Source organism: Nocardia sp. NPDC004278 (assembly GCF_053602975.1).
On record NZ_JBSGEQ010000014.1, the window covers coordinates 1 to 13,990 of the forward strand.

A 13,990-nucleotide genomic window follows, 5' to 3' on the forward strand; every position below is an offset into this window, starting at 1 on the left:
CGGGCTCAGAAGCCGCGCAGCCGATCCGGGGTGATCCGTACGGCGACCGAATATTCGGCGTGCCGGCGCCCGCCGCACCGGCCCCTGCCGCACCCGCCCCTGCGCCCAAGCCCGCACCGGCTCCGGTCGCGACTGCTCCGGCTCAGGAGCCCTCCGGCAATGGCGCGACCCCGTACGTCACTCCGCTGGTGCGCAAGCTGGCCGAGGAGAACAGCGTCAACCTCGCCAGCATCACCGGTTCCGGTGTCGGTGGGCGCATCCGCAAGCAGGATGTGCTCGCCGCCGTGGAGGCCAGGCAGGCTCCCGCCGCCGCACCCGCCCCTGCCGCGGCCGCCGCACCGGTCGCAAAGGCCCCCGCGCCCGCCGTTTCGCAGCTCGCGCATCTGCGCGGCACCGTGCAGAAGGCGAGCCGCATCCGGCAGATCACCGCGACCAAGACCAGGGAATCGCTGCAGACCACCGCGCAGCTGACCCAGGTGCACGAGGCGGATGTCACCAAGATCGCGGCCCTGCGCAGCCAGGCCAAGGCCGCGTTCAAGGACCGCGAGGGCGTGAACCTGACGTTCCTGCCGTTCTTCGCCAAGGCGGTCGTCGAGGCGCTCGGCGTGCACCCGAATGTGAACGCCAGCTACAACGAGGCCACCAAGGAGATCACCTACCACGCCTCGGTGCACCTCGGTATCGCCGTCGACACCGAGCAGGGTCTGCTTTCCCCGGTGATCCACAACGCCAGCGATCTGTCGCTGGCCGGACTGGCCCGCGCCATCGCCGATATCGCCAACCGCGCCCGCACCGGCGGCCTCAAGCCGGACGAGCTGGCCGGTGGCACCTTCACCATTACCAATATCGGCAGCCAGGGCGCGCTGTTCGACACCCCGATCCTGCTTCCGCCGCAGGTGGGCATGCTCGGCACGGGTGCGATCGTCAAGCGTCCGGTGGTGGTCACCGATGAGACCGGCAACGAGTCCATCGGTGTGCGGTCGATGTGCTACCTGCCGCTCACCTACGATCACCGCCTCATCGACGGCGCGGACGCCGGTCGCTTCCTGACCACGATCCGGCACCGGCTCGAGGAAGCGGCGTTCGAGGCCGATCTCGGCCTGTAATCGGAAGGTCGTCTGTCCCGTATGAAGGTGGTGGTCGCCGGTTCGTCCGGGCTGATCGGAACGGCACTCGTCGCGGCATTGCGCCGCGACGGGCACGATGTCGCCCGATTGGTACGCCGTTCCCCCAACGCGCCGGACGAATACCGCTGGGATCCCGCTCGCGCCGATCTGGACGAGCGGGCCCTGCGGGGCGCCGACGCGGTGGTCAACCTCTGCGGGGCGGGCATCGGACGACGGCGCTGGAACGGCAGCTACAAACAGGAGTTGCGCGACAGCCGAATCACCCCGACCGACGTCCTGTCCAACGCGGTCGCCGCCGCGGGCGTGCCGGTACTGGTGAATGCCAGCGGCGTGCACTTCTACGGCGGCGCGACCGGCAGTCGAGTGGTCGACGAAACCGCCCCGGCGGGAACGGGTTTCCTCGCCACCCTGTGCCGGGATTGGGAGGCCGCCACCAAGCCCGCCGTCGACGCGGGCGTGCGCACGGTATTGCTGCGCAGTGCCGTGGTGCTGTCCCACGGCGGCGGCATGCTCGGCATGCTGCAGCCGCTGTACTCGCTCGGTCTCGGCGGCCGACTGGGTAACGGTCGCCAGTACACGCCGTGGATCTCGATGGCCGACGAGATCGGCGCGATCGTCTTCGCGATCACCAACGACAGCATTTCCGGGCCGATCAATGCGGTCGGCCCGGCGCCGGTCACCAATGCCGAATTCAATCGCGCGCTCGGCCGCATTCTGCACCGGCCGACGCCATTTGTGGTGCCCGCGTTCGCATTGCGCGCGCTGATCGGTGAATTCGCCGAAGAGGCGATTTTGCACGGGCCGCGGGCGATTCCGACTGTGCTGGAGGAAGCGGGTTATCCGTTCCAACATCAGACCATCGGTGCCGCGCTCGCGGCTTCCCTCGGCCACGATGGGGACCGATGAGGCCGGGCAGGCGCGGCGACCGCACCGACTACCACGGTGAGCCGATGTGCCCACGATCCAGCGCCGTCGAATACCTCGCGCCCACAAATACCCAGCGCCCCCAATTGTCCAGCGCCGCAATGGAGTAGATCGATGACCGAGCTAGAAACCCGGCCTGCCACAGTCATTCGTGACGCGCACGAAGGCGATCTGCCGGAGGTCCTCGACATCCACAACGCGAATATCGCCACCTCCACCGCCATCTGGGACCATGAGCAGGTCGATCTCGACGATCGACTCGCCTGGTTCCGCGACCGCACGTCCGCCGGATTACCCATCCTGGTCGCCGAAGTCGAGGGCGAGGTCGCCGGTTACGCCAGCTACGGTCCGTGGCGGACCCGCTCGGGCTTCCGCTTCACCGTGGAGAATTCGGTCTATATCGCCGATCGATTCCAGCGTCGCGGCATCGCGAGCGCCCTGCTCACCGAGTTGATCGAGCGTGCACGCCGGACGGGCACGGTGCACGCCATGGTCGCCGCCATCGAATCCAGCAATACCGGTTCGATCGCACTGCACGAGCGCTTCGACTTCCGCACGGTTGGCGAACTGCCGGAAGTGGGCCGCAAATTCGGCCGCTGGATGGATCTGACGCTGATGCAGCTGACACTGCCGGTCGAGGGCGACTGAATCCTGCGGCGATGCTCAGGTTCTCGAAAGTAAACCTGGCTACCCTGTGGCATCCAACACAACCAGGCCGATTCACTCGGATGTAACTCTGGGCGTACCGTCAACGGTGTGAACGACACGCGCACCACCTGGTCCGCCCGATTCGATACGACCCCGATCGTGGTCGAGGATCTCGGACTCATCGATTACCACAGCGCCTGGGAACTGCAGCGGTCGATCGCCGCGCAGCGGGCCCAGGGTCAGGGATCGGACCATCTGCTCCTGCTGGAGCATCCGTCGGTGTACACGGCTGGCCGCCGCACCGAGGCCGAGGATCTGCCGATCGATGGCAGTCCGGTGGTGCAGGTCGATCGCGGCGGCAAGATCACCTGGCACGGTCCGGGCCAGCTCGTCGGCTATCCGATCGTGCGGCTGGCCGAGCCGGTGGATGTCGTCCAGTATGTGCGCAGGCTAGAAGAGGCCCTGATCACCGTATGCACCGATCTCGGCCTGGACTGCGGCCGTGTCGAAGGGCGTTCCGGTGTCTGGCTGCCCGCCACCGAACTCTTCTCCGAACGCAAGGTCGCCCAGATCGGCGTGCGGGTCCAGCAGGGCGTCGCGTTGCACGGCATTTCGCTCAACTGCAATTCCGCCCTCGACGGCTTCCAGGCGATCGTCCCCTGCGGCATCCGCGACGCTGGTGTCACCACCCTGACTCGGGAGCTCGGCCGTGAGGTGACGGTAGCCGAGGTAAAGCCGCTCGTGACCGATGCGATCGTCCGCGCGCTCAGTGGCGAACTCCCGGTGACCGCCCGCGATATCGCCCGCGTCACACCGGCCGGACCGCCCGCTACCTCCGAATGAGCGAGTGGGTGGGCCCCGCGCCGGCTATGGGCGGACTGCGTCGGGCTGCGCTATCGGGCAAGGCGTAAGGTCGATCGAGTGACCTCAGCTTCAGCACCGGCAGGACGCAAACTGCTACGCATCGAGGCGCGCAACGCGGAGACCCCGATCGAGCGCAAGCCTCAATGGATTCGGACCCGAGCGAAGATGGGCCCCGAGTACACCGAACTCAAGGGCCTGGTGAAACGCGAGGGCCTGCACACGGTGTGTGAGGAGGCGGGCTGTCCCAATATCTTCGAATGCTGGGAAGACCGTGAGGCCACCTTCCTGATCGGCGGCGAGCAGTGCACCCGCCGCTGCGACTTCTGCCAGATCGACACCGGCAAACCCGCCGCACTCGATCGCGACGAGCCGCGCAGGGTCGCCGAGAGCGTCCAGGCAATGGGCCTGCGCTACTCCACCATCACCGGTGTCGCGCGCGACGATCTCGAGGACGGCGGCGCCTGGCTCTACGCCGAAACCGTCCGTGCCATAAAGGCTTTGAACCCGAACACCGGCATCGAACTGCTCATTCCCGACTTCAACGCGGTCCCCGAGCAGTTGGCCGAGGTCTTCTCCACGCGCCCGGAGGTGCTCGCGCACAATGTGGAGACGGTGCCGCGCATCTTCAAGCGGATCCGTCCGGCATTCCGCTACGAGCGCTCGCTCGCGGTGCTCACCGCGGCCCGCGAAGACGGCCTGGTCACCAAGTCCAACCTGATCCTCGGCATGGGCGAGACCCCCGAAGAGGTCACCCAGGCAATGCGTGACCTGCACGAGGCGGGCTGCGACATCCTCACCATCACCCAGTACCTGCGCCCCTCCCCCCGCCACCACCCGGTCGACCGCTGGGTCAAGCCGGAGGAGTTCGTTGAGCACTCCCGGATGGCCGAGGAGATCGGCTTCGCGGGTGTGATGGCCGGACCTCTCGTCCGCTCCTCCTACCGCGCGGGCCGCTTATACGCCCAGGCGATGGCCCACCACGGCCGCGAAGTCCCCGCCACCATGGCCCACCTCGCCGCCGAAGGCACCGCCTCCCAAGAAGCCAGCGCGGTACTCGCTCGCTTCGGCAGCTAGTCGCGCCCAGGACAACGGTCTGCTTCACACACCCAAGCGGGTTCTCACACGTCTGCCGAACACCGGCTGGATATGCGAGAGCCCGCTTTTGTTGTGCGAGGTGACAGGACGATGCCACAGCTGCAACGGGTACCCTCGGCCGAGGTTGATCGGCGCGAACAACTAACACGTTTTGGTACTAGCGGGATTCAGCTGCCATTGCAGATATCCAGGTCTCCGGACTCAGAGTTCCTGGCAGGCCCGGCTGTCGGATCGACTGCGGAAGTCTGCCGATCCACGTGCTCAGTAACCAACCGGCGCCCATCGGTCCGTTGGTGCCAGCGACCATCGGCAGAGTCCTGCACGATCGCCTTCGTCACCTCCCCGACATATCGGCTCTGAGCCTTGTCCAGCGCGTGCTTTCCGAACTGATATCGCCACTTTCGCTCGTACGCGCCGGACAGAACGAGAGCTAGCCCCATTGTCAGAGCGGCCCACCAGGGCATCACGGTGTATGCAACGCCACTGCTCGCGATGATCGCCGTGTATCTAGGCCAACCCATCGCGCCCCTCGGCTCGCCTATTGTCACTGTGCGCCACGAGTTTCCTCCCGAACTTCTGTAACACGTGATTATCATTTTCTATCGAAGGTCCAGCGCGCGAGCGAGAACCCAGAGGTCGTTCATTGCACCAACCACCAGCTGATGCGCCGCCAGACTCAGCGCTCTGCCGCAAGAGTAGCAGCATCCACAAGACGTGGTAGATTTTTTTTCGAGCGCCACGCTCGACAACAAGCCATGGCACCACGCCGAAGCTACGACATGAGGAGAGTCGATGATCCATGGCCCGTCGCTGCTGACCGACCTCAGAAGGCAGCTAGCAGTACTCGAGTCCGATCTCATGACGCAGACCGCCCAAGACGTCACCGACAACATGCTCCGCTCAAAATGGAGCGCCGTGTGCGCAGCGGGCCGCTCGTCGGCTACCTACTCATCATGGCTGGCCGAACAGGTAACCCAGGCTGCACTTGCCTGGCTGCTTGGCACTGTCTTCCTCAGGTTCTGCGAGGACAACCATCTGATCGCGGCGCCCTATTTATCGGGTCCTGGCACCCGATGCAAGCTGGCCCAGAACCGACAGTCCGAATTCTCGCGAATGTCTCCCTCTGCGACCGATCGCGACTGGCTGCTTCAGGGGTTGGCAGACACGTACCCGATCGATCCAACGATGGATATCGACCACGGTCCACTCGCGCAGATCCCAATCTCTGTGGATGCAGCAACCAACCTCATCGCGTTCTGGCGCTCATCCGACGCAGGAGGGATGATCGTCCACGACTTCACGGACGTCGGGTTGGATACCCGCTTTTTGGGCGATCTCTATCAAGATCTCTCGGATCAGGAACGACAGGCATATGCGCTGTTACAAACCCCAGAGTTCGTCGTGGATTTCGTCTTGGACCAAGTACTCGCCCGGGCGATCGACGAGTTCGGACTGGATGGACTCCGGGTTGTCGATCCCGTCTGCGGCTCAGGAACATTCATACTGGGAGCGTTCGATCGTCTGCTGACACGCTGGCGTAAACAGGAACCCGACGCGACCCCTTGGGAGTCGGTGCACAGAGCGTTGGCGTCGGTCCACGGCGTCGACAGGAATCCGAACGCTGTTTCCATCGCCCGTTTCCGGTTGCACATCGCGGCAATGAAGGCAGGCGGAGCCCGGTGCCTGTCCGACCAACCACACCTCGAGCTCGTCCTAGTCGTTGGCGATTCGCTGCTGAACGGACGCAATGCAATGACCAGCAAGGTCAGTCGCCCCACGGGAAGTAACACATCGCGCGATGAGGATTCAGCGGGCATGGCAGACACTGACGATCTCCTCGGTGCCGGCAGCTACCACGTCGTGGTTGGAAACCCCCCGTACATCACAATGAAGGACAAGGCGCTGAGCGAGACCTACCGCCGTGCCTATCCGATTTGCCGAGGTACATACGCCTTGACCGTCCCGTTTATCCAGCGATTCTTCAGCCTCGCCAAGCCGAACTCCGAAGGCGCAGGGTTCGTCGGTCTGCTATCGGCGAACAGCTTTATGAAGCGAGAATTCGGCCGAAGCCTCATCGAAGAGTTCCTCCCGACCGTGGATCTGACCGATGTGATCGACACGTCAGGCGCTTTCATTCCAGGGCACGGGATCCCGACCGTTCTACTCTTCGGCCGCAATCGACCGCCCTCCCACTCTCGCACGAAGGTAACGATCGGGATTCTGGCGGAATCCGAAAAGCCCGTTGATCCCCGGCAGGGAAACGTCTGGAAGTCGATTGTTGATGGGGTCAATCGCGGCGGAGTGTACCAAGACAAATGGACGCAGCGAATCGATTTCGATCAATCTATGCTGCATATCTTCCCATGGAACCTCACCGATAGCGCGAGCGCCAGTGTCCTCGACGCGATGAAGGCAGGCGATGTCAGGCTCGAAAAGATTGTCGCGCGAATCGGATACTACGCCAATACTGGCCTGGACGATGCGTTCATCGCACCCGCAGCGTCATTCCGGCGCAAGAAGGCAGAATCCACAATTCTGATTCCCATGCTCAGAGGATCCGAGATTCGCGATTGGACCGCCATCCCAGAGGACACGGGAGTCATGCTCACCGCAGGGAGCAGCGATACACCGAAGATCGAGAACTACCCTCATGTGTTTAAGCTCTTGTGGCCGCTCCGAACAATCCTCGAACATCGTCGAGGCAACTCGGGACGTACATTTTTCGACGAGGACCGACCGTGGTACCAGTGGCATCACGTCACCGAGGTTCAGGACGCTCATCCGTGGTGGGTTGTGCTCGCATGGGTAAGTACACATAACCACTTCGCCGTCCTTCGCGAGCGAGCAGCACCATTGACTTCGGCACCTGTCATTCGTCTGCCGAAGTCGGTGGCGAACTCGGACGTTCTCCAGTTGACGGCGCTACTCAACAGCTCATTGCTGTGTTTCTGGCTGAAGCACAACAGCAACAGCAAAGGCCAGCCGGGCGTCGGTCAGACCGGAATCGGCGAACCGTGGTCATTCTTCTACGAATTCGCCGGTCAACGACTCGGCGAAGTGCCAGTTCCCCCCGGCCCATGGCCCGAGGCCCGGTGGAGTGTGCACGCCAAGAGGATGGACGAACTGGCACAGGAGCTTGCGCACACCGATCCACGATCCGTCCTCCAGCCCGGCGCCTCCTTTGATGGCGGAAATCTCGGTTTTGCACGCATGCGATGGCGTGCGGCACGCGGCAGGTTGATCGGGCTCCAGGAAGAACTGGATTGGGAGATCTATGAAAAGTATGGACTGATAGCTGCCGACGGACTTCTCGCACCGGCCGATCTCATTCCTGAATTGCGGATGGGGGAACGTGCCTTCGAGATCGTTCTGGCGCGTCGCATGGCCCAAGGGGAAACACACAGCAACTGGTTCGAGCGAAACGGCGTGGTACCCATTACGACGCTGCCCCGGCAGTGGCCCGCAGCGTATCGGCAGATTGTCGAGGCCAGAATCGATGCCATCGAACTACACCCCAGCCTCAACCGAGTCGAGCAGCCAGAATTCAAGCGGCGCTGGTCAACCGTCGAATGGGACACGCTGCAAAACGATTCGTTGCGATCGTGGCTGCTCGATCGGATGGAGGACCGCAACCTCTGGTTCCGCGAGGACAGCCGCGGTACCGAACAACCATGGCTGCGCACCATCCAGGAGCTGATTGAAACTCTTTCGAGGGATGAAGATTTCGCGTCAGCTGCGGCATTCTACGATCCCGACACCGAATGCCGTGAGACCGTCCGCAGGCTGATTGAAGACGAGCATGTACCGTTCCTCGCGGCGTTCCGGTACAAGGAGTCCGGTTACCGGAAGCGGAAGGATTGGGAGCGAGTGTGGACTCTGCAACGCGAGGCGGACGCTGCAAAAGCTGAGGCAAGTCCGCCCACCGAACCGATACCAGTGCCTCCGAAGTACAAGTCGGCAGACTTCGCTCGGCAGTCGTATTGGCGAGCGCGCGGCAAACTCGATGTTCCGAACGAGCGCTTCATCTCCTATCCGGTGGATAACCGTGCCCCAACCCTGTTCGGGTGGGCCGGCTGGGACCATCGCGAACAAGCAGCGGCATTAATGGTTCATATCGAGAAACTTCTCGACCAGGCATCGACAAGCGAGCAGCTGATGCCTCTACTAGCCGGATTGTTGGAATTGCACCCCTGGGTAGCACAGTGGCACAACGGGTTCCACCTCAGATACCAGGAGTTCCTTTGCTCGGTGCAGAGCAAGTTTGGCTTGACGGACGAAGAGCTAGTGACGTGGCGGCCGCCGGCGCCGAAGCGTGGGCGGCCGCGCAAGACGCCGAGTTCCTAGCCGACGATACAGGTCAATCGCGAGCCGCTGCCGGTTGATCTGGGGGTAGCGCGTGCCTACTTCAGCCACGCAGCGGTGTGGATCCACACAGAAACCACAACGCCGCTGTCGAGATCGGCATCCATCGCCACGCACATCGCGACTGTCAGATCCACGCGCTGTCGAATGACGTCGTTGGTAGGGCGTTGATCGGCGTCGACACGCTGGCAGCTACACACCCGAGCGGTCGCCGAACTGGTCAATCGTGATCAGCTGGTCAGCAGATTCGGTGCGGCCAACCGAGAGAGTTGCCAGGTCGACCCGTCAGTAAAGGTGTCACGGTTTACCCGGCGGCACCGATAGCATGAGACGCTGGCAGGTTGTCGGCTGCTCGGAGTGCAGCCGTCGGATTCGAGTCGACCGAAGAATGGTGGGGACAGGCGCATGGACGAAGACCGGTGGACAACTGTCACCGAGTCCAACTTCGATCACGAGCGTCGCGGACTCGAGGCGATTCGGGCCAAGCTGCCGAACGCTGAACCCTGGCTCGCCTGGTCCAATTTCACGTTCACCGAGCGCTACGGCCACATCCGTGAAGTCGATCTACTCGTGATCGCCCCTAATGGGGTGCACCTGATCGAGCTGAAGGATTGGCGCGGCCGGTTGACGGTCGAGAACGGCGACTGGGTGCGAGGTTTCGACAATGGACGGCGGCGCAAGCTGCACCGGAATCCACTGCACTTGGTCAATCAAAAGGCCAAGGAACTCGCGAGTCTGCTCGGTGAGGCCGGTGCTCCGGTATTCGTTGACAGCAGGCTATGCCTCACTCACCCCGACTTGCGGTTCGAGGTACCGGAAGGCGACCGGCTCCACACGCACACGATCCGTGAGCTGGTCGAAGTACTGGGGCAACCACCGCAGGACCGTCAGAATCGGATAAGCCCGGGGCGTGCCGAAAAGATCGCGGCCGCGCTGCAGCGAATCGGAATCGGTCGTAGTGAAGCGGACCGAATGGTCGGCGCTTACAAATTGATCGAACCGATCAGCACCGGCCCGACGTGGACCGATTACCAGGCCGAGCACACCGATCTGAGTACCCCCGCTCGGATTCGGATCTACCTGAGCGAACGCGGCGCCGACCAGGCTACCCGTACGTCGGTGTACGAGGCGGCCAAGCGAGAGGCGGCGGTCCTGCGCCGATTCCGTCACCAAGGAGTGGTGCGATTCGTCGACATCGACTCCGGCGGACATCCGGCCGGCCCGGCGTTGATCTTCGAATATAACCCGGACACAATGCGTCTGGACGACTACCTGGCCGAGTATGGCGCGAATCTCGATATCCAGGACCGGATCGAGATGGTACGGCAGCTGGCCGAGACGATACGGGCCGCGCACAAGTCCCGCGTCTATCACCGTGGTCTGGCCGCGCACGCGATCCATGTGCTGCCGCGGGTGCGTAACAGTACAGGCCGAGAATTGCACGGACCTGAACGCTGGCAACATCCGCACCTACAGATCTCGGACTGGCAGATTGCCACTCAGCGCAGCTCGAGCCGCCTGCGCGGCCTCACTCGCTACGCACCGACTGCCCTGTCCGCGACGCACCTCGCACCGGGGACCGACGTATACCTCGCGCCCGAGTTGACGGCGGCGAAGGCCGACCCGATCACCATGGACGTTTACGGACTGGGCACGCTCACGTACTTGCTGGTGGCCGGGCAGCCACCGGCGGGGAGCCAGGCCGAGCTGCTGGCCCGCTTCGACGCGGGCAAGGGACTGCGGCCGGGCGCGATGGTGGACGGGGTGTCGGACAATATCGACGACCTGGTGGACGCCGCGACCGCGTATCAGCCGACCCGCAGGCTGGCGACCGCGGACGAGTTCCTCGAACTGCTGGAAATAGTCGAGGAAGAGCTCACCGCCCCAACGGTGTCGGAACCCGAACCTTCGGTGTCGGAGAAGGATCCGCTGGAGTCGGTCGCCGGTGACGTGCTGAACGGCCGGTGGGAAGTTCGGCGTCGGCTCGGCACGGGCTCGACAAGCCGGGCCTTCCTCGTCCGCGATTTGCAGGCCGAACCGAAGGCTCGACTGTTCGCTGTCATGAAGGTGGCGCTGTCCGACGATCGGGTCGAGAGTCTGACTCGCGAAGCCGAAGTGCTCGCCAGGCTCCGCAAGGACGCCCGCATCATCCAGGTGGTCGAACCCGGCCTGATGACGATAGGTCCCCGTACTGCGCTGCTGATCGAATACGTCGGCGACGAACGGGATTTGGATACATCCCCCGATGCCGGTGCCACGGTATCAAAGCGTCGCCGCGCGGAGGAGACCGTAGCGCGTCAACTGCGTGACAGTGGCCGGCTGTCGGTGGATCAACTGGAGGCCTACGGCGAATATCTGTTCGGCGCTGTGGAGTTCCTCGAGGGCGAGGGCATTTGGCACCGCGACCTGAAACCGGACAACATCGCAATCCGGGTGCGGCCCAACCGGACCCGGCAGTTGGTGCTGATCGACTTCTCCCTCGCCTGGTATCAGGGCCAGGAGCCGGGCGCGGGCACCGACGGATATCTGGACCCCTTCGTCGGCGATTACGTCCGGACACCCTACGACGCGCACGCCGAACGGTATGCCCTAGCCGTCACACTGCACGAGATGGCCTCCGCGGAACTGCCCCGCTGGGGCGACGGATCGATGTCGCCACGTCAGACCGATCCCACGGAGTATCCGTACCCCGATATCGCTGCGGACGCATTCGATCCATCGGTTCGAGACGGACTCGTCGAGTTCTTCCGAAAAGCGTTGCACCGCAACACTAGTGAGCGATTCGACGACCTCAAGCCGATGCGTGACGCGTGGCGTCGCATCTTCCTGGATTTGGCGCGCGAGGTACCGTCACGCCCGTCCAATCGTCCGCCGATCACATCGACAGACGAGAATGCGACGCCGGGGATCGACCCCGTAGAGGATGACACCGCGAGCCAGGAGCGGGACCGGATCGCCGCCCAGGTCACCCGCGACACCCATCTGTCGACGGCCGGATTGACCTCGACGGCAGAGCAATTCCTGTACGGACTGGATATCACGACGGTTGGCCAGCTACTGGATTACAGTCGCCGCAGCCTGATCAATGCCCCCGGATTGGGGGCGCGTACCCGCACGGAGATCCAGGACCGCCAACGCCAATGGGGCAAACTGCTCGGCACCGCGGGCCCGCTCACGCGCGACGACCGCAAGGCGTCGAACGCGGAAATGAGCGAAGCCAGGTCCGATTCGGCGGGCGATCTCGGTGAAGAAGCCATGCGCACGCTCAGCCTGGATGCCGTTGTCGCACAGCTGGTTCCTGAGCGCAACAACAACGGATCCAACGCCAGGCAAGTCGACGTCGTGACCAGATTGCTCCAAGTCCCGGGGGTACCGGACGTCCCCGACCTGGGGGCATGGCCCAGCCAGAAGAGCGTTGCCGCGTCGTTCGGCGTCACCCCGGCGGCGATCTCACAGAATCTGAAAAAGCAGCGCCAGCAATGGAAGAAGAACCCGGCGTTCCAGGCGGTGCGAAGCCAAATCGTGGAGCTGATGGAGGATCTCGGACGTGTCGCTGCCGCGACCGAGCTCGCCGATGCACTGGTTCGGCTGCGCGGCACCCGCCTGGACGGCCGGGAACAGCGCCGTGCCCTGGCATTGGCCGCACTGCGAGCCGTTGTCGAGGTGGAGCAGATGACGCCGGAAGATGCGAGGTTCCGGCACACCGCGAAACGCGAGTCCGATGACGCGGCAATGGTCGTCGTCCTGGCGTTAGAGGCGGATGACAACTCCGGGCAGGACACTCCATCCGCACCTGCGCTGCTCGACTACGCGGTGCGGCTGGGCAAGGTCGCCGACCGCCTAGCCGAACTGGAGACGCTGCCGACGGCGCGCACGGTATTGGACCGCATGGCGGCGATCGATCCGCCCGGGGGCGCCCTCGACTGGGATGGGCGCCGCACCGTGCAGATCGCGGTGGGCGCCTCACAGCATGCAGCGGCGACACCTCGATTGGAGATCTATCCCCGTGATCTGCCCGTGGTGCGCGCAGCACGCCTGACCCAAGCGGGTCTGGTCAGTTGGACTCCCGGTGTTCCCCGCGCCAAACAACCCGGCCTGCTGCAAAAAGAGGTACATGAGCGGATCCGGTCCCGATTTCCGGAGCTGGCCGAGTCCCTGCCCACTGACTCGCGGCTGGAATCAGCGCTGCGCGACGCCGGCTTCGACCTGAAACTCGAGCTGCGTGGCTACGACAACGAGCTGCGCTTCTTGCCTGCCAGGTCTGCCGATCCGTCCAGCTATTTGTCCGAGCAGTTGGGGCGACGCGCTACGGCGACGCGGGTCACCCGCTACGCCGAAGATCCGATGCTGGCGGCCGCGGCAACTGCTGAGGAAAAACTCGAGGGTGCGGCGCGCCGAGACGGCTACCGGGTCCTGACAGTGCGGGCTGGGCTGAGCACCAAAGCGGTCGCGGAGCTGACCGCGCGGTTCTCGGCCGAGCCGATATCTGTGACCGAGCTGTTGCTGGCAGCGTTACACCGCCTGATACCTGCGAACGGCAAACCGACATGGGAGACAATTCTGCGGGCTGACGTCGCCGCAGCGGGCACCCAACCGGCCCGCCGATTTGCCGAATACGCACGCACCGCATGGGGCCTGGTCGAACCACAGATCCGGGACCGGCTCGCCGCTGCGGCGGGACCGGTGTTGATGACCGAGACCCTCGCCTACGCACGCTACGACGCGATGGGGGTTTTGGAGCAGTTGGCGGAAGCCGCTCGGCACAGCGGCCGCGGCCTATGGCTGCTGTGCCCGCAGGACGACCCGGCCCGTGAACCACGACTCGGCACCGTCACCGTGCCCTTCCAGGCTGGTTTCGGCGAATGGATATCACTGCCCGACAATTGGGTGCTCAACGAGCACCGGGCCGCGCCGACGAAAACCGCTGCAGGAAAACAAGTATGAGCACTGCGGAGTACTCGGATCGCTTG

Annotated in this window: 7 protein-coding genes; all 7 read left to right on the plus strand. The window is 64.1% G+C overall.

Features of this window, described 5'->3' with window-relative positions; genetic code table 11:
- On the plus strand, window positions 1–1,106 hold a 1,106-nt coding region (gene sucB, locus ACWEO2_RS21930), incomplete at its 5' end, for a 2-oxoglutarate dehydrogenase, E2 component, dihydrolipoamide succinyltransferase (protein ID WP_452407008.1).
- Window positions 1,107–1,127: 21 nt separating this feature from the next.
- On the plus strand, window positions 1,128–2,033 hold the full coding sequence (locus tag ACWEO2_RS21935) for a TIGR01777 family oxidoreductase (protein WP_452407009.1): 906 nt from the start codon (window positions 1,128–1,130) through the stop codon (window positions 2,031–2,033).
- Window positions 2,034–2,165: 132 nt separating this feature from the next.
- Window positions 2,166–2,699, plus strand: a complete 534-nt coding sequence (locus ACWEO2_RS21940; protein WP_452407010.1) for an N-acetyltransferase family protein — start codon at window positions 2,166–2,168, stop codon at window positions 2,697–2,699.
- 108 nt (window positions 2,700–2,807) lie between these two features.
- Window positions 2,808–3,542: a lipoyl(octanoyl) transferase LipB gene (gene lipB, locus ACWEO2_RS21945; protein WP_452407011.1), complete on the plus strand. Its 735-nt coding sequence runs from the start codon at window positions 2,808–2,810 to the stop codon at window positions 3,540–3,542.
- A 78-nt stretch (window positions 3,543–3,620) separates the two neighbouring features.
- A complete protein-coding gene (gene lipA / locus ACWEO2_RS21950) occupies window positions 3,621–4,637 on the plus strand; it encodes a lipoyl synthase (RefSeq protein WP_452407012.1) in 1,017 nt (338 codons plus the stop codon).
- An 813-nt stretch (window positions 4,638–5,450) separates the two neighbouring features.
- Window positions 5,451–9,002, plus strand: coding sequence for a BREX-2 system adenine-specific DNA-methyltransferase PglX (gene pglX / locus ACWEO2_RS21955; RefSeq protein WP_452407013.1), 3,552 nt, complete (start codon window positions 5,451–5,453; stop codon window positions 9,000–9,002).
- A gap of 423 nt (window positions 9,003–9,425) precedes the next feature.
- Entirely contained in the window at window positions 9,426–13,964 is a 4,539-nt protein-coding gene (gene pglW, locus ACWEO2_RS21960; RefSeq protein WP_452407014.1) for a BREX system serine/threonine kinase PglW, read from the plus strand.
- Window positions 13,965–13,990: the final 26 nt, after the last annotated feature.

Excerpts from the sequence above, each read along its gene's own strand:
- ACWEO2_RS21935 (WP_452407009.1), top strand. The coding sequence starts at position 1,128 with ATGAAGGTGGTGGTCGCCGGTTCGTCCGGGCTGATCGGAACGGCACTC.
- ACWEO2_RS21940 (WP_452407010.1), top strand. The coding sequence starts at position 2,166 with ATGACCGAGCTAGAAACCCGGCCTGCCACAGTCATTCGTGACGCGCAC.
- pglX (WP_452407013.1), top strand. The coding sequence starts at position 5,451 with ATGATCCATGGCCCGTCGCTGCTGACCGACCTCAGAAGGCAGCTAGCA.
- pglW (WP_452407014.1), top strand. The coding sequence starts at position 9,426 with ATGGACGAAGACCGGTGGACAACTGTCACCGAGTCCAACTTCGATCAC.